The organism is Streptomyces sp. NPDC002935 (genome assembly GCF_040611295.1).
GTDB lineage: Bacteria > Actinomycetota > Actinomycetes > Streptomycetales > Streptomycetaceae > Streptomyces.
In genome coordinates this window covers 134,850-155,547 of sequence record NZ_JBEXNW010000015.1, presented here as the reverse complement: position 1 = coordinate 155,547, position 20,698 = coordinate 134,850, and the positions used below count along the sequence as shown (strand labels likewise).

At 70.7% G+C, this 20,698-nt stretch carries 14 protein-coding genes; all 14 read right to left on the bottom strand.

The window, feature by feature from the left end; all coding sequences use genetic code 11:
- Positions 1 to 35: 35 nt before the first annotated feature.
- Positions 36 to 446, bottom strand: coding sequence for a cytidine deaminase (locus ABZX90_RS21940; protein WP_351134634.1), 411 nt, complete (start codon positions 444 to 446; stop codon positions 36 to 38).
- Positions 443 to 1,645: an ABC transporter permease gene (locus tag ABZX90_RS21935; RefSeq protein ID WP_351134665.1), complete on the bottom strand. Its 1,203-nt coding sequence runs from the start codon at positions 1,643 to 1,645 to the stop codon at positions 443 to 445. Before ABZX90_RS21935 ends, ABZX90_RS21940 begins: the two co-directional genes overlap by 4 nt.
- Before the next feature lie 59 nt (positions 1,646 to 1,704).
- On the bottom strand, positions 1,705 to 2,829 hold the full coding sequence (locus ABZX90_RS21930; protein WP_355207145.1) for an ABC transporter permease: 1,125 nt from the start codon (positions 2,827 to 2,829) through the stop codon (positions 1,705 to 1,707).
- A complete protein-coding gene (locus tag ABZX90_RS21925; protein WP_351134663.1) occupies positions 2,829 to 4,520 on the bottom strand; it encodes an ABC transporter ATP-binding protein in 1,692 nt (563 codons plus the stop codon). The genes ABZX90_RS21930 and ABZX90_RS21925 overlap by 1 nt, the downstream gene beginning before the upstream one ends.
- A gap of 243 nt (positions 4,521 to 4,763) precedes the next feature.
- Entirely contained in the window at positions 4,764 to 5,816 is a 1,053-nt protein-coding gene (locus tag ABZX90_RS21920; RefSeq protein ID WP_351134630.1) for a BMP family ABC transporter substrate-binding protein, read from the bottom strand.
- 332 nt (positions 5,817 to 6,148) lie between these two features.
- A complete protein-coding gene (locus tag ABZX90_RS21915; protein WP_355207142.1) occupies positions 6,149 to 7,207 on the bottom strand; it encodes a BMP family ABC transporter substrate-binding protein in 1,059 nt (352 codons plus the stop codon).
- A gap of 330 nt (positions 7,208 to 7,537) precedes the next feature.
- Entirely contained in the window at positions 7,538 to 8,758 is a 1,221-nt protein-coding gene (locus ABZX90_RS21910; RefSeq protein WP_351128322.1) for an amidohydrolase, read from the bottom strand.
- Between the two features lie 523 nt (positions 8,759 to 9,281).
- Positions 9,282 to 10,031 (bottom strand): phosphate ABC transporter ATP-binding protein, encoded by a 750-nt coding sequence (locus ABZX90_RS21905; RefSeq protein WP_351128324.1) that lies wholly within the window; start codon positions 10,029 to 10,031, stop codon positions 9,282 to 9,284.
- A gap of 287 nt (positions 10,032 to 10,318) precedes the next feature.
- Positions 10,319 to 11,227 (bottom strand): sortase, encoded by a 909-nt coding sequence (locus ABZX90_RS21900; RefSeq protein WP_351128161.1) that lies wholly within the window; start codon positions 11,225 to 11,227, stop codon positions 10,319 to 10,321.
- Between the two features lie 158 nt (positions 11,228 to 11,385).
- Positions 11,386 to 13,380, bottom strand: a complete 1,995-nt coding sequence (locus ABZX90_RS21895) for an Ig-like domain repeat protein (protein ID WP_355207139.1) — start codon at positions 13,378 to 13,380, stop codon at positions 11,386 to 11,388.
- Between the two features lie 137 nt (positions 13,381 to 13,517).
- On the bottom strand, positions 13,518 to 16,235 hold the full coding sequence (locus ABZX90_RS21890) for a hypothetical protein (protein WP_355207136.1): 2,718 nt from the start codon (positions 16,233 to 16,235) through the stop codon (positions 13,518 to 13,520).
- Positions 16,236 to 16,270: 35 nt separating this feature from the next.
- A complete protein-coding gene (locus ABZX90_RS21885) occupies positions 16,271 to 18,043 on the bottom strand; it encodes a substrate-binding domain-containing protein (protein ID WP_355207133.1) in 1,773 nt (590 codons plus the stop codon).
- Positions 18,043 to 19,329: a phosphate ABC transporter permease PstA gene (gene pstA, locus ABZX90_RS21880; RefSeq protein ID WP_355207131.1), complete on the bottom strand. Its 1,287-nt coding sequence runs from the start codon at positions 19,327 to 19,329 to the stop codon at positions 18,043 to 18,045. Before pstA ends, ABZX90_RS21885 begins: the two co-directional genes overlap by 1 nt.
- Before the next feature lies 1 nt (position 19,330).
- Positions 19,331 to 20,377: a phosphate ABC transporter permease subunit PstC gene (gene pstC, locus ABZX90_RS21875; RefSeq protein ID WP_351128171.1), complete on the bottom strand. Its 1,047-nt coding sequence runs from the start codon at positions 20,375 to 20,377 to the stop codon at positions 19,331 to 19,333.
- Positions 20,378 to 20,698: the final 321 nt, after the last annotated feature.

Here is a 20,698-nt window from a genome sequence, read left to right as displayed (position 1 = left end):
CCAGGGATCGGTCGATCAGGAGGGGCCGCGGGGCATTACTTGGTGAGATGGCCCGGCCCGAAGGCCTGCGGCAGCATCTCGGAGAGGGGCACGAGCCCGTCCGGCGTCTCCAGGACCAGTTCGTCCCCGCCGAACTCGAACAGCAGCTGACGGCAGCGTCCGCACGGGACGAGGATCTCGCCCTGCCCGTCGACACACGTGAAGTGCGTCAGCCGGCCGCCGCCGGTGGTGTGCAGCTCGGAGACCAGACCGCACTCGGCGCACAGGGAGAGCCCGTAGGAGGCGTTCTCGACGTTGCAGCCGGAGATGATCCGGCCGTCGTCGACGCGGGCGGCGGCGCCGACCGGGTAGCCCGAGTAGGGGGCGTACGCGCGGGACATCGCCGTACGGGCCACCTTCCGCAGCTCCTCCCAGTCGACGCCCGCGGACTCCGCGCCGGAGATCACTTGCCCTGCCCCTTCCGGTACGGCAGACCGTCCGCCTTCGGCATGCGCAGGCGCTGCGCCGACAGCGAGAGGACGAGCAGGGTGATGACGTACGGCGTGGCGGAGACGATCTGGTTGGGCACCTCGTTGGTCATGGAGTACCAGAGGAACACGAGGACGCCGATGACCAGGGTGATGACGGCGGACACGTACTTCTTCTTGACCGCGAGCCAGATCGCGCCGATACCGAGCAGGATGGCGCCGAGCAGCAGCAGGGCGTGGACGTTCTCCGAGCCGCCGCGCAGGTTGAGGCTGTCGGTGTAGCCGAAGAGAACCGCGCCCAGGGCGAGCCCGCCGGGCATCCAGTTGCCGAAGATCATCGCGGCGAGACCGATGTAGCCGCGGCCGGCGGTCTGCCCCTCCAGGTAGAAGGGGTTGGCGACGATGGAGAGGAAGACACCGCCGAGGCCGGCCAGACCACCGGAGATGATCACGGCGATGTACTTGTACTTGTAGACGTTTACGCCGAGCGACTCGGCCGCGATCGGGTTCTCACCGCAGGACCGCAGGCGCAGACCGAACGGGGTGCGCCACAGGATCCACCAGGTGGCGGGGATCAGTGCGACGGCGATCAGGGTCAGCCAGGAGACGTCGGTGACCAGGCCGCCGAGCAGACCCGCGATGTCCGAGACGAAGAACCAGCCCTTGGAGTTCAGGGTGCTGAGCCAGTCGGAGAGCCCTGGCACGGTGAACTGGCCGAGCGATTCGACCGGCGGGGACTGCTTGGCCGAGCCGCCCGGGACGCCCTCGAAGGCGAGCGGGGAGAGATAGCGGGTGGCACCGAGCGCCAGGATGTTGATGGCCACACCGGAGACGATGTGGTTGACGTTGAAGGTGACCGTCATGATCGCGTGCAGCAGACCGCCGACGGCGCCGCCGATCACGCCGATCAGGATGCCGGTCCACGGGCCCCACTGGTAACCGGCCCAGGCGCCGAACCAGGTGCCGAGGATCATCATGCCTTCGAGGCCGATGTTGACGACGCCCGAGCGCTCGGCCCACAGACCGCCGAGACCGGCCAGGCCGATCGGGACGGCCAGCTCCAGTGCGGTGGACATCTGGCTGACGTTGGTGATGCCGTCGGCGCCGGTGATGATGCGGACGATCGAGGTCAGCGCCAGGCCGCCCGCGATCACCAGCAGGAGCACGGGAAGCGACATCCGGCGGCTGCCGGGAGCCGCGGGCTGCAGCGTGGGCTGGTTGACGTCGGTTGCGGTGGTCACTGGCCAGCCACCTCCTTCTGGGTGTTGTTGGAAGCGCCGAGGACCTTGCCCGCGGCGAGTTCCTCGCCGACACGGCGCTGCTGGCGGCGCAGACCCCACTCGCGCACGGCCTCGTACGAGACCACGACCGCGATCACGATCAGGCCCTGCATGATGACCGCGATCTCCTTGTCGTACCCGTGGAAGTCGAGCTCGGGCGAGGCCTTGTCCAGCCAGGCCCACAGCAGGGCCGCGAAGGCGATGCCCACGGGGCTGTTGCGGCCCAGCAGCGCGATACCGATACCGAGGAAGCCGATGCCGGTCGGGAAGTTCAGGCTGTAGGTGTGGGTGTCGCCGAGCAGGATCGGCAGGCCCGCGAGACCGGCGATGCCGCCGGAGAGCAGCATCGCGGTGAGCACCATGCGCTTGGAGTTCACACCGCTGGCCGCGGCGGCGGACTCGGAGGCGCCGGAGGCGCGCAGGTCGAAGCCGAAGCGGGTGCGGTTGAGGACGATCCAGTAGGCGATGCCGAGGACCACCGCGAGGACGACCAGACCGTAGATCTCGCCCGAATCGCCCATGTCGAAGCCGGGAACCCAGCCCGACTTGTGCATCTCGCCGGTGGTGTTGTTGTTGCCGAGCTTGACGCCGAAGACGTCGGGCAGCCACAGGTAGGAGATGACGGAGACGGCGATCGCGTTCAGCATGATCGTCGCGACGACCTCGCTGACCCCGCGGGTGACCTTGAGGACACCGGCGATACCGGCCCAGAGGGCGCCGGTGCAGATGGCGGTCACCATGAGCAGCGGGACCTGGAGCGCGGCCGGCAGCGCGACGTGCGCGCCGACGATCGCGGCCATCATGGCGGCGAGCTGGTACTGGCCGTCCACACCGATGTTGAACAGGTTCATCCGGAAGCCGATGGCCACCGCCAGCGCCGCGATGTAGTACAGCGAGGCCTGGTTGATGATCAGGACCTGGATGTCGGAGTACGTCGCCTGCTGGAACATCAGCGTGTACGGCTCGAACGGGTTCTGGCCCGAGGCGAGCAGCACGACCGAGGTCAGTGCCACGGCGACGACGAGCGCGATGACCGGTCCGGCCACCCCGAGGAGCAGGCGCTCCTTGTCGAACTTCTTCATCAGCGGGCCTCGTCTTCCGGGGAGTCTGCCGGGGTCTCGGCGGGCTCTTCGAGCTCGGCCTGTTCGGCGAGCTCCTCGTTCTCCAGGTGTCCGGAGGCGGCGCCGGTCATGGCCGAGCCGAGTTCCTCCGGAGTGATGGTGGCCGGGTCCGCGTCCGCGACCAGCTTGCCGTTGTAGATCACCCGGAGCGTGTCGGACAGGCCGATCAGCTCGTCCAGGTCCGCGGAGATCAGCAGGACGGCGAGTCCTTCGCGGCGCGCCGCGCGGATCTGGTCCCAGATCTGCGCCTGCGCGCCGACGTCCACACCACGGGTGGGGTGGGCGGCGATCAGGAACCTCGGCTTGTGGCTCATCTCGCGGCCGACGATCAGCTTCTGCTGGTTGCCGCCGGACAGGGAGGCCGCGGTGACGTCGATGCCGGGGGTGCGCACGTCGTACTCCTCGACGATGCGGCGGGTGTCCTGCTGGGCGCCCTTGATGTCGATCCAGATGCCCTTGGCGTTGGGCTTCTCGGTGACATGGCCGAGGATGCGGTTCTCCCAGAGGGGGGCTTCCAGGAGGAGGCCGTGGCGGTGCCGGTCCTCGGGGATGTAGCCGATGCCGCCCTCGCGGCGCTTGCGCGTGGACAGGCCGGTGATGTCGTCGCCGTCGAAGCGGATGACACCGGAGTCGGCGCCCTTGAGGCCGATCAGCGCGTCGATGAGTTCCGTCTGGCCGTTGCCCTCGACACCGGCGATACCCATCACCTCACCGGCGTGGATGGTGAAGGAGACATGGTCGAGCACGAGCCGCACGGTGCCGCGCTCCACCTCGTCCATGAGCAGGCTCGCCGAGCTCTTGCCCATCGAGACCGAGCCCTTGGCGAAGACCGTCAGGTCCTCGACCTCGATCACGGCCCGGTCGGTGACCGTCGACTCGGACGTCTCCGGCGTCGGCAGCTCGCTGCCGACCATCAGCTCGGCGAGCTGACGCGGGGTCGTCTCGGACGGAACGGCGGTACCGACCGTCGTGCCGCGCCGGATGACCGTGATGTCGTCGGCGACCGAGAGGACCTCGCCCAGCTTGTGCGAGATGAAGATGACCGACAGGCCCTCGGCCTTGAGTTCGCGCAGGTTGTCGAAGAGCGCGTCGACCTCCTGCGGCACGAGGACGGCGGTGGGCTCGTCCAGGATCAGGATCTGGGCGCCGCGGTAGAGGACCTTGAGGATCTCCACGCGCTGCCGGTCGGCGACGCCGAGCTCCTCGACCAGGACGTCGGGGCGGACCCCGAGGCCGTAGCGCTCGGAGAGCTCCACGATCTTGCGGCGGGCCTTGCCTCCGATGCCGTACAGCTTCTCGCTGCCCAGGACGACGTTCTCCAGGACGGTGAGGTTGTCGGCCAGCATGAAGTGCTGGTGGACCATGCCGATGCCGCGGGCGATGGCGTCACCGGGGGACGAGAAGGTGACCTGCCGACCGTCGACGGCGATGGTGCCCTCGTCCGGCTTCTGCATGCCGTAGAGGATCTTCATCAGCGTCGACTTGCCGGCGCCGTTCTCGCCGACGAGGGCGTGCACGGTGCCCTTGCGGACGCTGAGGTGGATGTCGTGGTTGGCCACGACGCCAGGGAATCGCTTCGTGATCCCGGCGAGTTCGACAGCGGTCGCCTGACCGTTGACCGCGCCGGCCGGAGGGCTGCTGGACGCGTTGATGGCGCACTCTCCTGAGGGAAAGGGGGTCGTCTACGCGCGTAGCGCCCCTACGGCAACGAAAGGGGCCACGCGCCGCGAGAACGGGATACGGGGAGCCAGACTCCTCGTATCCCGTTGAGCGGACGTAACCCCGCGGTTACCAAGCGACTCCGGGGCAGAACGAGCACCTTCCCGTGCCGGACGGCACAGGGACGTACCCGAACTTCCCCGGGATCGCATTGGCTGCTCCTGAGGTACTGCTCGTCAGCTGGTCTTGACCTTGATCGCACCGCTGATGATCTTCTCCTGGGCGGCCTTGACGGCGTCCTGGATCGCGGTGTTGCTCTTGAACTCCGGGTTGGAGTCGGCCAGGCCGACCTCACCGGACTTCAGATCGCCCCGAACGATACCGCTCTCGGGCTTGCCGTCCTCGACCGACTTCGCCAGGTTGTAGACCGCCTTGGCGACATCCTTGGTGGCGGAGGTCAGGATCGAGGTCTTGTACTTGGCCAGCGCTTCCTGCTGGTACTGGTCGGAGTCGACACCGATGGCCAGGACCTTCTCGGCGGCGGCGGCCTCGATGACACCCTGACCGGACAGACCGGCCGCGGCGTAGACGACGTCGGCCTTCTTCTCGATCTGGCCCTCGGCGGCCGTCTTGCCCTTGTCGGGGCTGGAGAAGCCACCCTCCTGGGCGGTCTGGGTCAGGTACTGCGAGAGGACCTTGACGCCGGGCTTGGTGTCCTTGACACCCTGCTCGAAGCCCGCCTCGAACTTGTGGATCAGCGGAACGTCCACGCCGCCCACGAAGCCGACGACATCGGTCTTGGTGGCCTTGGCGGCCGTGACGCCGGCGAGGTAGGAGGCCTCCTGCTCGGAGAAGACCAGGTCCGCGACGTTCTTCGCCTCGACGGTGGAGTCGTCGACGATGCCGAAGGTCGTGTTCGGGAACTTCGCCGCGGCGGCCTTGACGGCCGGGCCGTAGGCGTAACCGATGCCGATGACCGGGTTGAAGCCCTGCTTGGCCAGCGAGACCAGGCGCTGCTCCTTGTCCGCGTCCGTCTCACCATCGGTGGGCTCGACGTCGGCGGTGTCGTACTTGAACTCGCCCTTGGCCTTCTTCAGACCCTCGAACGCCGCGTCGTTGAACGACTGGTCGCCCTTGCCGCCGACGTCGTACGCGATGGCGAGGCCCTTGTGACCCTTGGCGTCCGTCGAGGACGAGCCGGAGGTCGAGGTGCCGCCACAGGCGGACAGAGCGAGGGCGAGAGAGGCGGTCGCAGTGCCTGCGAGCGCGATGCGGGTAACCCGGCGCATTTGTTGTGCTCCTGTCTTACAGCGCCTGACGGTTCAGCTTCGGCGCTGGCTTCGCCGCAGATTAACGCGCGTAGACCAACTAGAAAACCCCTTCTGTCCACCTTGTTATCCGGCTGTGCCCGAGGCCACGTTTCGGCGGGCCCGGGAGGTGCCGATCGCAAAGGAACCGGGGCGGTCGGCGACCCCGGAAACGGACAGCGGAACGGGCGGGCACCCCAGGTGCCCGCCCGTTCCGCTGTACTTCGATCTTTTTCGTCCGATCGCCCGGTCGACGGGGGTGGCGGCGGATCGGCCCGGCGCCCGTCACCCGCCGTTCGCGGCGACTACGGCGACTACTCGGTCTTGACCTTGATGCTGCCGTCGACGATGGCCGCCTTGGCCTTGGCCACGGCGTCGGTCAGACCGGCGATCTCGCCCATCTTCGGGTTGCTGTCGGCGAGGCCGACACCGTTCACCTTGAGGTCGAAGGTCTGCGTGCCGGTCAGCGGCTTGCCGTCGTGGACCGACTTGGACAGCGTGTAGACCGCGCCGCCGACGTCCTTGAGCGCGGAGGTCAGGATCTTGTCCTTGTACGCCGCCAGCGCTTCCTGCTTGTACTGGTCGGAGTCGACACCGATCGCCCACACGCCCGCCTTGGAGGCGGCCTCGATGACACCCTGGCCGGAGAGACCGGCGGCGGCGTACAGGACGTCGGCGCCCTTCTCGATCTGGCCCTCGGCGGCGGCCTTGCCCTTGTCGGGGCTGGAGAAGCCACCCTCCGCGGCGGTCTGCGTCAGGTACTGCGAGAGGACCTTCACGCCGGGCTTGGTGTCCTTGACGCCCTGCGTGTAGCCGGCCTCGAACTTGTGGATCAGCGGAACGTCCACACCGCCGATGAAGCCGACCGTGTTGCTCTTGGTGGCCTTGGCGGCGGCGACGCCGGCGAGGTAGGAGGACTCCTGCTCGGCGAAGACCAGGGAGGCCACGTTCTTGCCGGGCACGACCGAGTCCACGATGCCGAAGCTGGTCTTCGGGAACTTCGCGGCGGCCTTCTCCAGCGCGGGACCGTAGGCGAAGCCGATGCCGATGACCGGGTTGTAGCCCTGCTTGGCCAGCGACTCCAGGCGCTGCTGCTTGTCAGCGTCCGTCTCGTTGTCGGTGGGCTCGATGTCGGCCGTCTTGTAGCCGAACTCCTTCTGCGCCTTCTCCAGGCCGGAGAACGCGGCGTCGTTGAAGGACTGGTCGCCCTTGCCGCCGACGTCGTAGGCGATGGCGAGGCCCTTGGCACCGCTGCTCTCGCTGCTGTTGCTGCTGCTGTTGCTGTCGCTGCTGGTGCCGCCGCACGCCGTGGCGGCGAGTGCGAGTGACGCGACCCCCACCGCGACGCGGGTCAGGCTGGCTATCCGACGCATCTGAAGCTCCCCATTCTCCAAAGCCCCGCAGTGGGTGCTGAGTTCGGCGCACATTAACGCGCGTAGACCGTCCAGGGAACGGGATTCCGCCTGGCCGTTATCCATTCGTGCCGATGGCCGGTTACGTCCTTGTGAACCACGGGACCGAAAGGTGCTTTTGGGGATGCAGCACCCACCACGACCATCACGCAGCGTGTCCGGAAGGTGGAGCCCGCGTGACGGAGCGGGTGGTTCCTGCTCCACGGAGTGACTGTTGACGAATGACTGCGCACCACGCTACTGCGCGGGGTCGGGGGGCGCGACCTGAGTCACCGGCCGCGCCGCTCGCCGTCAGACGCGCTCGTCCAGGAGGGCCGCCGCGGTGAACATCTCGACGCCGACCGTGATCGCGTACTCGTCCGCGTCGAAGTCGCCCCGGTGCAGGTCACGGATGGTGCGGTCACCCGGCGGGCGCACGCCCAGGCGGGCCATCGCGCCGGGCACGTGCTCCAGGTACCAGGAGAAGTCCTCGCCGCCGAGGCTCTGCTCCGTGTCCTCGATGGAGTGCGCCCCGCGCCGGGCGGTCATCGCGTCGCGGAGGAGTTCGGTGACGGCCGCGTCGTTGACGACCGGCGGGACACCCCGGATGTAGTTGATCTCGGACTTGGCGCGGTAGAGGTTCGCGATCTCGTCGATGGCCGCGTGGACGAGGTCGGGCGCGGCCCGCCAGGCGTCGAGGTCCAGGCAGCGGATGGTCCCGGACAACTCGGCGTGCTGCGGGATCACGTTGCAGGCGTGCCCCGACTCGATGCGTCCCCAGGTCACCGCGAGCCCGCTGCGGGCGTCCACGCGCCGGGCGACGAGCGCCGGCACGTCGGTCACCACCCGCGCGGCGGCGGTGACGAGGTCGGTGGTGAGGTGGGGGCGCGCGGTGTGTCCGCCCGCGCCGTCCAGCGACACCTCCAGCCGGTCGCACGCCGAGGTGATGGCGCCGTGCCGCAGTCCGATGCGCCCCGCGTCGACCCTCGGGTCGCAGTGCACGCCGACGATCCGCCCGACACCCTCCAGCACGCCCGACTCGATCGCGTCCGGGGCGCCGCCGGGCAGCACCTCCTCCGCGGGCTGGAAGATCAGCCGCACACGCCGGGGCAGCAGCCCCTGGGCGTGCAGGTCCGCGAGCACGAGACCGGCGCCGAGCACGACCGCCGTGTGGACGTCGTGTCCGCAGGCGTGGGCGCGGTCGGGCACGGTCGAGCGGTACGCGCAGTCACTCTTCGTGTCCGGGATGGGCAGCGCGTCGATGTCGGCGCGCAGCGCCAGCATCGGGCGTACGTCGTCCGCGTCTCCGATATCACAGATGAGGCCGGTCCCGATGGCGAGCACCCGCGGCTTCAGGCCCGCACGCTCCAGGCGCGCCTTGATCGCCGCGGTGGTGCGGAACTCCTGGTTGCCGAGCTCCGGGTGCATGTGCAAGTCGCGGCGGAACGCCACGAGTTCGGCGCGCAGCGCCTCGGGCAGCGCGCCGGGGAGCAGCGGCTCCCCGGGGAGATCGGCCTCGGACTCTCGGGACATCAGTTGGTTCACCCTTTGAAGGGTAGGACGATCGGGCGGCCAACTGACCCACGATCAACAAAAGTTCAGCCCGTTAGGGGAAGAAAATCTGACCGCACGGCGCATGGCTGGCTACGAGGATGGGTAAACTCGCCCGGCTCTTCGGGCGTTTGGATCTTGAACAGGCCCTGGGTGACCGGCTGTGATCCGACTCGGCCGGGGATCGCCCGCCGATGTGCACCAGGGAACGCCCGGCATGCCCGAGCCCATTCCCCCGTGTGGTCTCCACAGTCTCACAACACCGCAACCGAATTCCGGAACCGTCACCGCCGCGCGACGACGGTGTCACGTTCCGTGATCTGCGCGGTGCGCGCGGGGCGGCCGGGGTGCGCGCGGGGCGGCCGGGGTGCGCGCGGGGCGCGGAGGGGTGGGACGCGGCGGGGCACGGAGGGGTAGGGCGCGGGCAGGGGGCAGGGCGCGGGCGGTCGGGGCACGGGCAGGGGGGCGGGCAGGCGGGCAAGGGGGCGGGGGGCGGGGCGGCGGCTCAGCCGAAGCGGCCCGCCACGTAGTCCGCCGTGCGCTGGTCCTCGGGGGTGCCGAAGATGTGGCCGGTGGGGCCGTGCTCGACGATGCCGCCCGGAGTGCCCTGCTCGGCGAGGAAGAAGGCGCACTGCTGGGAGACGCGCGCCGCCTGCTGCATGTTGTGGGTGACGATGACGACGGTCACCTCGCCGGCGAGTTCGTGGATGGTCTCCTCGACGCGGCGGGTGGAGGTCGGGTCGAGCGCCGAGCACGGCTCGTCCATCAGCAGCACCCGGGGCCGTACGGCGAGAGCGCGGGCGATGCACAGACGCTGCTGCTGGCCGCCGGAGAGCGCGCCGCCGGGCTGCCGCAGCCGGTCCCGGACCTCCTTCCACAGGCCGGCTCGGGTCAGGCTCTCCTCGACCAGTTCGTCCTTCTCCCGGCGGCCCACGCGCGTGCCGGTCAGGCGCAGGCCCGCGACCACGTTGTCGTAGATCGACATGGCCGGGAACGGGTTCGGCTTCTGGAAGACCATGCCGATCCGGCGCCGTGCCTCGGTCAGCCGCCGCTCGGGGGCGTAGATGTCCTCGCCCTCCAGGAGCACCTCGCCGGCCATCGCGGCGGAGGGGATCAGCTCGTGCATCCGGTTGAGCGTGCGCAGGAAGGTCGACTTGCCGCAGCCGGAGGGGCCGATCAGGGCGGTGACCTGTCCGGCGGGCATGGTGAGGGAGACGCGCTCCAGCACCAGGTGGCTGCCGAACCAGGCCGACACGCCGCGCGCCTCAAGGGTCGCGGGGGCGGTCTTGGGCCCGGCGAGGAGCAGGCCCGACGGGACGGGCGGCAGCACGGCGGTGTCGGCCTCGGGAGTCCCGGGGTCGGCGACGGCGGTGGCGGTCGGCGCACGGCCGGTCCCGGCGGTGGCGGCCGACACGCTGTCGGTCGGGGCGGTCTCGGTCGCGGCGCTGTCACGCGCGGCGGTCGCATCGGTCACGTCGGGCACCTCATGGCGGGATCGGATCGGGCTCGGCTGGGTCACACGGGTGGGGCCGGTCGGTGGTGTCACATCAGGTTCGGCAGCAGTTCGGTGGTGCGGGTCGCGACCTGGAGGCCGAGGACGGCGACGACCGGCGCGAACACGATCCAGGTCTGGTGACGGCCCCAGCGGTGCCAGGCCCACACCGCGGCCACCGCCACGGCCACCAGCGCCTGGAGCCACAGGACGAGCGGCCACGGCACTCCGCCGGGGACGGCCAGCGGCTGCTCGGACTCGGGAAGCGTGCCGGAGCGGATGACCGCGGCCGGGGTCTGCGCGGCCGCCGAGACCAGTTCGGCGTCGACGCGCAGCACTCCGCCGGGCATGAAGTCCGGCCCGGTGGCCGTGAGGAGGACCATGCGGCCCTTGCCCGCGGTGAGGGTGGCGGGGGCCGGGTCACCGGCCCTCCGGATGCCGAAGACCTGGTACTTCGCCCTGCCCTGGCCGGTGGTCACGCTGAAGGTGTCACCGGCGGCGAGTTCGTCGAGGCGCTCGAAGGGTCCGCCGTACGCGGCGGCGCGGCCCATCAGCACGCTGGTGCCGGCCTGCCCCGGCAGCGGGGTGTCGCGGCGGTGGCCGGGGCCGTCGGTGAGGACGGTGGAGTCGGTGCCCTCCAGGACGACCTGGTGGACGTGGAGGGCGGGGATGTCGATGAGCGCGACCGGGGTGCCGGGGGCGAGCAGGTCGCCCTGCTGGTCGGTCTGGGCCACCGGGGCTGTGCCCAGGGCCAGTTGGGCGCGCAGGGAGTCGAACGCGGCGTGCTGCGCCGCCCGTTCCTGGAGGCCGCTGACGAACAGCAGTTGCGCGGTGAGGCCGAGCAGCAGGGCCGCCAGGGTGAGCAGGCCACCGCGGGCGAGGTGCCGGACGGCGGTGACGCTCCGAACGCCCAGCCGCGGTGCGGGCGTTGCGAGCGTGGTCTGTACGGCGACCGTCACGGCGGCACGTCTCCTTCACTCAACTCATGGAACGGGTGGGACGGATGAACGGGAAAACAAAAGGACGCAAGGACAAAAGGACGAAAGAGGTTCCGGCCCCCGCCGGGAGGGCCCTGCTGGGCGCCCCCCGGCGGAGGTGTGGTTCAACCGGCCACGGATCAGGTGGACTTGATGGTGATGTTGGCGCCGTTCTTCGAGTTCACCGTGGTGGAACCCACGTACCAGGCGTGCATGGTGTGCGAGCCGCGGGACAGCTTGGGCAGGGTGACGGTCACCTTGCCGCCGCTCAGGGTGCCGGTGGCGATGACGCGCGAGCCCTCGTAGATGCGGACCTGGCCGGTCGGCGTGGTGCCGGTCGCGGCGACCTTGACGGTGACCTTGGCCTGGGACAGGTGGCTGATCGAAGTCGGCGCGGTGGTGCTGACGGTCGGGGTCGCCTTCGAGACGGTCAGCGACAGGGTCCCGTTGGACGTCAGGAGCTTGCTGTTGCCCGCGTACGACACCGTGAGGCTGTGCTTGGCGACCTTCAGGTGGCTGGACAGGCTGACGGAGACCTTGCCCGTGCTGTCCAGGGTGCCGGTGCCGAGGGTGGTGGTGCCTTCCTTCACGGTGACCGTGCCGGTCGGGACGACGCCGTGCGTGTCGGCGACGGTGACGGCGACCTTCGGGGTCTTGCCGTACGCGGTCGTCGCGGTGGTCGCCTTCGTGGTGGTCGTGTACTTGATGTCGCCGGTCCAGGAGGCGACGGCACCGCTGCCGTTGAGGTTGGCGGCGGAGACCGTGGCCGTGTAGTGGCCGAGGGCCAGACCGCTGAAGGTGTACGTGAGCGTGGCGGCCGGGACGTCCTTGACGGCCACGACGGCGCCGTCCGAACCGGTCAGGGTCACGCGGTAGTCGGTGACCGGGAGGCCGGTGGCGGACGGGGCGGTCCAGTTCAGCCGGACGCTCCCGTCGCCGCGGGTGCCGCTCAGGACCGGCGCGGCCGGCGTGGAGGCGTCGACGCCGGACTCCTCCAGGCCGCCGAGCTTGGCGTGCTTGGCCGGGTTGACCGAGCCGTTGTAGGACTCGTTCACGAAGCCGAACTTGGCGATGACGCCCTCGGCGCCCTCGGAGGCGAGGGCCGCCTCGTGGGTGCCGCTGGTGACGAAGACGTCGTAGACGTCCTTGTCGAAGAAGATGCTGGTCGGGTCGATCGCCCGGGTCGGAACGACGTTGTAGACGTCGCGGCCGAAGGTGGCGTTCTCGTAGTAGGCGCCGACCGGGGCGAGCTTGCCGTTCACGGTGGCGACCGGGGTGGTGGCGCCGGTGTCGCCGGGCAGCTGTACGGCGGCCAGGTGGGCGCCGGCGGCGGCCGCGTCGGTGCTGAAGTCCGGCGAGATGCCGTTGTTCTGGGCGATCCAGCTGCCCACGGAGAACGGGACGAGCGCACCGTCCGCGTCGAGGGCGCCATCGGCCTGGTTCTCCTGGACGGTCCCGACGTTCGGGGAGAGCGTGGCGTCGGTGAGGCCGATCGCGCCGAGGAAGAACTTGCGGGTGCCGGAGCCGCTCTGCGGGATCTTCGGGTGCACGGTCTGGCCGTTCACCACGGTCAGCGAGCCCGAGTAGATGTCGTGCAGCTGGTCGACGGTCAGCGTGTTCAGGGCCGAGCCGCGGACCGCCACGCCGACCGCGTCACGCGCGAACGGAATGTAGGTGAAGGCGGTTCCGGAGGTGCTCGGGCCGCTGGAGGAGCGGGCGAAGTCGACCTGGCCCTTGATGGAGACGCCCGAGCTGTCGGGGAACTTGTCGCCGGTCAGCGCCATGCTGAGGGCGAGGCGGCCCTTGCCGGAGCCGTTGGGGCGCAGGAAGGACGGGCCGCCCGTGCGGGTCTGGATGTTCGAGGTGGTGGAGCCTGTGCCGGGCTCGATCGCGTCGTAGGAGGCGACGCCCGCACCGGACACCGCCTTCACGGCGGTGCCGGCGTAGTCCTTGCCGTTGACCGTGTCACCGGCGAGGGCGTTGAGCACGTCCTGGGTGGTGTCCGAGCCCACGCCGACGAGCTTGCGGAACGTTCCGGCCGGGGTGGGGTCGGCGGACGCCGGGCTCGCCAGAGCCAGCGTGCCGGACACCACGGCGGCGGCGACCATGGCCGCCGAAAGGCGCATCGAGCGCATTGAGAGTCTCCAGAGGGTGTGCGACGTGACGTCGGGTGGATCTGGCAGGGTGGTACGGGCCGTCCGCCCCGACTGTCTTTCGGGGCGGGCGGCCGTCTGTGGGGAGCGCGGGCCCGGCGGGCCCCCGCTCCGAGGATTCAGCCCCGGCCGGAAGGCAGCCGCCTGCGCAGCCACTCCGGCAGGGTGAGCGCGGGGACGGTCACCGCGCGGCCGCCGGGGAGCGGGATGCGCAGCGGGAGCCGGAGCCTGCCGCCGCCGGCGAACGGCGCCCCGATGCCGGCGAAGGCGCCGAGCGCGGCACCGACCGGGACGGCGTACCGCAGGGAGTTGGCCGGGTCGTCGGGTGTGGTGCCGAGCGCGGTGGTCTGGACGGCCTTGCCGCCGTCGTAGGACGGTGCGCCGCTCGGCGTCGCGCTCGCGCCGGGGCTCGACGTGGCGCCGCCGTCGCCGCTGCCGCCGGTGCTGTCGCCGCCGGTGGAGCCGCCGGAGACGGTGCCGCCCGATCCGCCGCCCGAGCCGAGGGAGTCGCTGCCGCCGGTGGAGCCGCCGCTCGATCCGCCGCTCGATCCGCCGTCGGACCCCGTGCCGCCGGAGGGCGTCGCGGTGGGCCCGGTGTAGTGGACGAGGGCGTCGGCGGCGTCGGTCGCCTTGGTGCGCAGGGCTGTCGAGAGCGGGGCGTAGCCGGCCGGGAGCAGGCCCGGGTCGGCGCCGTTGGTCTGTCCGTCACCGGCGGCGTAGCGCAGCAGGGCCGCGTAGTCCTTGCGGGCGGCCTTGTCGACCCCGGCCGGGCGGACGGCCGCGTAGACGAGCTGGGCGAGCGGGTAGGCGCCCTCGGCGTCGGCCGTGGCCGGGGTGATCTCGGGGGCTCCGGTGCCGGTGGCGCCGGTGGCCGCCGCGGTCAGGGAAGCCGTGGCGGGGCCCACGAACTTCCCGGCGGTGTTGCGCAGCCGGGCGGTCTGGAGGCCGTAGCGCGCGGCGGAGGCCGCGTCGGTGACGGTGATCACGAAGCGGGAGCCGACCGTCTGGGGTCCCGGGCTCTTGAACGCGGGCGGGTTGGCGAGCGCGTCCCAGCTGGACTTCCAGAGGGTGTCGGCGCGCCGGGTGTGCAGGGCGCCGGAGTGCATGTCCTCGACGTAGGGGTGGAAGTCGGTCATGCACTGCTTGACGGTGGCGTCGGTGCCCGGCGGGATCGTGCACCAGGGGTCGCTCTTGGGGTAGTCGTCGGTGTTCGCGGGATCGAAGGCGATGCCGGTCGGGTTCAGGTCCGTGCTGGTGCTGTAGTACGGGTTGACCCGCGTGCCCCAGTCGTCGGCGGCACCGGCGAGGAAGCCGCGGGCGTCCTTGTCGGAGAGGATCCACTGCCACAGCGCGCGGGCGGAGTCGCTGTGCCCGAGCGAGGTGATCAGGTCGGTGTCGGTGGACGGCGTCTCGGAGACCGACAGGTCCGCGAACTCGGGGTTGAGGGCGATGAATTCGGGGTCGCTGGCCAGGCCGGCGGGGTTGGTCTTCGCCCAGCCGTAGCCGGTGGCCGCCCCGTCGCCGAGCACCGCTCCCCAGGGCGAGTTGCGGTACGACTCGGTGAGGAGCTTGGCGACCAGGCGCGGGGTGAGGTCGACGGACTCGACCTTGGTGCCCGCGAGTTTGCGGACGGAGTCGGGTGCGCCCGCCTTGGGCCTGCGTTCGACGGTGAAGCCGACGACGGTTCCGGACAGCGCGACGGGCGCGTACACGGTCGGGTCGGAGGGTGCTGTGGTGCCCGGGTCGGCTCCGAGGGCGCGGGTGGTGAAGGCGAGTCCGGAGGAGCCGTCGTTCGTGAGGCGGGCGCGGGTGTCCGGCTCGCCCAGCTCGGTGTAGCCGTACACCGTGCCGGTCGGGCACAGGGCCGCCTGCCAGCTCGTCATCGCGTCGGCGGCGAGCTCGCTGCCGGTGGTGGCGCGTTCCTTCGCGCCGAGCGCGCAGTTGGTGCCGACCGGGTTGAAGCCGATCGGGATCGCGACGCGGTTGGCCCAGTTGGTGGAGGAGACCGGGGATCCGGCGTTGACCTGGCTGTGGTCGGCGTACGGGTTGCCGTCCAGGTCGAGGTGGCCCTGCGGGACGATCACCAGCCAGCAGGAGCGGGGCGCGGTGCCGCCGTTCCGTGTGACCGGGGTGCCGCAGCCCAGATGCGGGGCCTCGTTGGCGGTCTGGACCTCGAAGTACTCCTTGCCGCTGCCGTCGGCGCCGGTGCGGGCGAAGTCGACCTCGTTGGTGGTGTTGCGGCTGAAGAACGCGTTGCTCTGGGTGCCGGTGGTGATCACCGTGCCGTCGACGGACTTGAAGGGCACCTCGCCCGGCGCGTTGGGGTTGGCCGCTCCGTACCGGTTGTCCTGGCCGTAGTTGGTGGGGTCGGCGCTGTAGAAGACCTTGCGGGTGTCGTCGTAGTCGTTGCCCGGCCAGCTGCCCCGGTCGGTGGTCGGGGAGGCGCCGTACTGGCACTGGGTGCGCGCCGGGCCCGGGTTGGCCGGCACCGTGCCGTCGTCGTCGCCCCAGCACTGCATGATCTGCACGAAGTCGGTGTTGAACGACGTGCCGGCGAAGGTGGTGGGGGTGCCGCCGGACCAGGAGACCGTGACCGCCTGGCTGGTCAGGTGGGTGGTCTGGTCGACGGTGAACCTCATGTCCTTGAACTCGCCGCGGCCGGAGACCGTGACGGCGGAGGAGGTGGCGTCCGCGCTGCCCGCCGCGGTCGCGGGGGCGGCGGCCTGTGCCACGCCGAGGCCGGCGAGGGCGCCCACGGCGGCCCCCGCGACGACGCGCAGGAGCAGCCGTCGTACGCGGAGCAGCGCTCTCCCGCGCCTTCCCGGGCTCGTGCTCACGGGTCGTGCGCCGCGGGGTCCTGTGATGCGGGAGTTCATCGCGTACGCCCCTCTCCGGCGTCCTTGCCGCTTCCGCTCGCACCGGTGCCGCGTCCGGCGATCACCCGGGACACCACGGAGGGCAGCAGGACGAGTCCGAGCACCAGGAACGCGGCGATCAGCATCAGCGTCTGGGTGCTGCTCCAGCCCTGGCTGCCGGCCACGGACACCGGCTGGGCGAGCGCGATGGTGTCGTTGACCGCGCCACCGCTGCCGCTGCCGCCCGCGCTGCCCCCCGAGGAGCCTGCTCCGGAGCCGCCGCCGGTTCCGGGCGACAGTGTCTGTCCGGTGTCCGGGTCGACGACCGGTTCGGCGCCCCCGGTGCCGCCGCCCGCTGTCCCGCCACCGCTTCCCGAACTCCCGCCGGTGGTCCCGCCGTCGGTGGAGCCGCCCGAGGTGGAACCGCCACCGCTCGTCCCGCCCGTGGAGCCCGAACCGCCGGAGCTGCCGCCCGCCTTGGCGCCGCCGCTGCCGGTGGTGCAGGGCGGGGCGCCCTTCTTGTCGCAGGCCGCCGGGTAGGGAGCGGTGTCGGCGAGCTTGTTGTGTCCGTCGCTGGAGAACGTCGGGTTGTTGCAGCCCTTGATGTTGATGCTCTGGGCCTGCACGCCCGGGATGCGGCGGATCTGTTCGAAGCCCGCCTTCACCAGGTTGATCGGCAGGGGCGAGTAGCCTAGCGAGGGCGCCTGTTGCTGGCCCTGGCACATGAAGTAGTACGAGAACGCGCCGAGCGTCTTGCCCTTGGCCTTGGTGAAGGTGCCCTGCACCTTCAGGGGCAGGATCATGTACGAGTAGCTGGAGAGCGGGTAGTTGCGCCGGTCGGAGTCGTTGTAGACGCCTTCGAGCTTCTGGGTGAGGTAGTCCGCGGAGCTCCTGTCCGTGTTGATCTTCGCCTTGAGCAGCGAGACCGCGACGTTCTGCGGGGTCGGCTCGGTGTAGTAGCCCGCGTGGTTGAGGACCTTGGCGACCGGATAGTGCGCCTTCAGGGCGTACGAGTAGTTGACGTACCCGATCGCGCCCTCGCCGTAGTTCTGGGCGACGTAGCCCGCCACTCCCAGGTCACCGGCCTGGGCGATCATTCCGGAGACGGTCGGGTAGTACGAGGTCTGTCCGCAGGCTCCGGAGCGGCCGACCCGGCGGCAGTAGGCCTGCCACAGCGACTTGTGCTGGTTGGCCATCCACATCGTGAACTGGGCGGTGGAGCCCGAGCCGTCGGAGCGTACGACGGGGACGATGGTGCGGTGCGGGAGCTGGATCCCCGGGTTGTCGGCCTTGATCACCGGGTCGTCCCAGGTCTTGACGGCTCCCGTGAAGATCTTGGTGACCACGTCGCCGGACAGGCGCAGGTTGGTGACCCGCTTGCCGTTGACGGTCAGGTGGTACATGAAGACGGTGCCGCCGGCCACGATGGGCATGTAGGCGTACGAACCCGACCCGGGCCGTTCGGCGGCCGAGCCGTCGGTCGGGTGGGTCTGGAACGGGATGTCCGAGACGGCGAAGTCGACGGTGCCGCTGAGGAACTGGCGGCGGCCGTCCGAGGAACCGGTGCCGGCGTAGCTGATCCGCATGCCGTACTGGTTGACGGCGCGGCGCCACTCGTCGACGGCGTTCTCGGCCCAGGTGGAGCCGGCGCCGGAGATCGGTGTGTAGCTTTCGGCGGCGGCGGGGGCCGCCAGGGGACCGGCCAGCAGCCCGGCGATCACGCCGAGCAGCGCGCCGAGCGTCCCGAGTGCCCGCAGGCGCCCGAGGGCGGTGTGGAGGTGGCTGCGCATCAGTCGGTCTCTCCGGTGGCGGGGGCGGACAAGGCGGTTCCCGTGCGGTGTGACCCCGCCGGGTTCTCGAACAGGGACAGTCCGGGCGCGTGCAGGTCCTCGAAGCGCCGTACGTCCTGGCGCGAGGCGCGGGCTGTACGGCGGGCCTGACGCTTGGTCTGGTGGCCGGGGCCGCGCCCGCCGATCACCCGGGCGATCACGAACAGCACCAGGACCAGGGCCATCAGGACGGCCGCGGCGCCGAAGCCGCGGGCGATCATCGTGGGCTCGGGCGACTTGACGAAGTTGAAGACCGCCAGCGGCAGCGAGATCATCGGTCCGCTGGTGGGGTCCGCGTTGAGCGCGGCCGTGAAGCCGGCGGTGAGCAGGACGGGCGAGGTCTCGCCGATCCCTCGGGCGGTGCCGAGGATGACGGCGGTGGCGAGGCCGGAGCGGGCGGTGGGCAGCACGACGTGCCACACCGTGCGCCAGCGCGGCGCGCCGAGCGCCTCCGCCGCCTCGGTGAGGTTGCCCGGCACCAGGCGCAGCACCACGTCCGAGGCCCGGATCACGATCGGCAGCATCATCACGCTGATCGCGAAGCCGGCGGCGAGGCCCGACTTCTGCAGGCCGAGGCCGAGGATCCAGGTGGCGTACACCATCAGACCGGCGACGATCGAGGGCAGCGCGGTCATCGCCTCGACGATCGTCCGGACGAAGCGGGAGAACCGGCCCGGGATCTGGTTCAGATAGACGGCGCAGGCGAGGCCCAGCGGCACGGTGATCGCGAGCGCGATGGCGATCATGGTGAGGGTGCCGAGCATCGCGTGGGCGATGCCGCCGTGGGTGAGCGGGTCGAGCGGGCCCGAAGCCTGCATGTCCTCGGTGAAGAAGTTGCGGTGCGGCAGCGCCTCCCGGCCGCGCCAGGCGGTGAAGCCGACGACCAGGAAGAGGCCGGAGAACAGCAGCGTGGCCGTCGTCCACAGCACGACGGTCATCACCCGGTCGCGTACGGCCTGGCCGTCCTCGTCGAGCCCGGTCAGTACCGCATAGATCGCCAGGAAGACGAGGTAGGCGGTGACCGTGAAGCCCAACCCGCCGGAGAACGGAGCGAGTTGACCGAACAGCAGGACCGTGACGCAGAAGCCGGAGGCGGCGGCACCGCACAGGGACAACACCCCGGAGCGGCTGACACCGCCGATGCGGCGCGGCCGGAGCGGCTCCGGAGCGGGCTCCACCGTGACGTCCGCGGGCGCGGGCACGGCGTCCCGGACGTCGGACAGGGACGTTTCTTCGATGACGGTCATCTCATGCCTCGCTCTGCGCGCCGGAGCGGCTGCGGGCCACAACGGAGGAGGCGGTGAAGTTGACCGCCAGGGTGAGCAGGAACAGCGCCAGGCCCGCCGCCATCAGCGCCGACATACCGAAGGTGGAGGCGTCGCCGTAGTGCAGGGCGATCAGCGAGGACACCGAGTTCGAGCCGGTCTGCAGGATGTGCGGCTGGATGACGAAGACCGGCGAGATGATCATGTAGACGGCGATGGTCTCGCCGAGCGCCCGGCCGAGCCCGAGCATGGTGCCGCCGATCATGCCGCCCTTGCCGTACGGCAGGACGACGCTGCGGATCATGCCCCAGCGGGTCGCGCCGAGCGCGTAGGCGCCCTCGCGTTCGCCGGCCGGGGCCTGGGAGAAGACCTCGCGCATCACCGAGCACTGGATCGGCGCGACCATCAGGGCGACGACGATCCCGGCGATGAAGGTGGAGGCGGTGAAGACGCTCTCGGAGGCGAGCGGGTCGCCCGGCTGGGCGCCGTCCACCGTGAACAGGGGGATCCAGCCCAGCCATTCGGACAGCCACCGCGACAGGCCGATCACGTGTTCCTGGAGGAAGAACAGCCCCCACAGTCCGTAGACCACCGAGGGGACGGCCGCCATCAGGTCGACCATGCTCACCAGGGTGCGGCGCAGTTTGGGCGGGGCGACGTCGGAGATGAACAGCGCGGTCCCGACGGCCAGCGGCACGGAGATCGCCACCGCGACGAACGCGATCAGGACGGTGCCGGTGAGGACGGCGGCGATGCCGAACTGGTGGACGTCCGGCTGCCATTGGGCAGTGGTGAGGAAGGCGAAGCCCCGGGTGCGCAGCGCCTGGGCGGCCCGCAGGAGGAGGAAGAGCCCGACGCCCGCCATGACGGCGAGGACGGCGAGGCCGGTGGCCGTGAGCTGGTACCGGAATATGCGGTCACCCACGCCGCGGGCCGCGTTGAGCCGCCGGGGAACGAGCTCCAGAAGACCGGGCCCTCCGGAGACGGCGACACCGGCCCCTGGTCCGTCGAACTCCGGTCTGCCGGACACCGATCTCTCGGACTCCGGTCTCTCGGACTCCGATCGGTCCGACCCGGGCCCCTCGGACCCCGGTCTTTCGGACTCCGGTCTACCGGACTCCTCTTGCGCGGACGCCACGTGCGGTCCCCCATTCCGGAACGGAATCCCCGCGCGGCCGCCGATCGGCACCGCGCGGTGCGATTCAATGGCCGGTTCGTGTCGGTCCAACGCGTGAATTATGGAGAACTGGCGAACAGCGCATGTCTGTTCGGTGCGGTCATCGTGGAGGATGCGCTTAAGCGGCACGGGCGATGCGCGTAGACCGGGCCACCGACGAACGTGGAGAGCCCG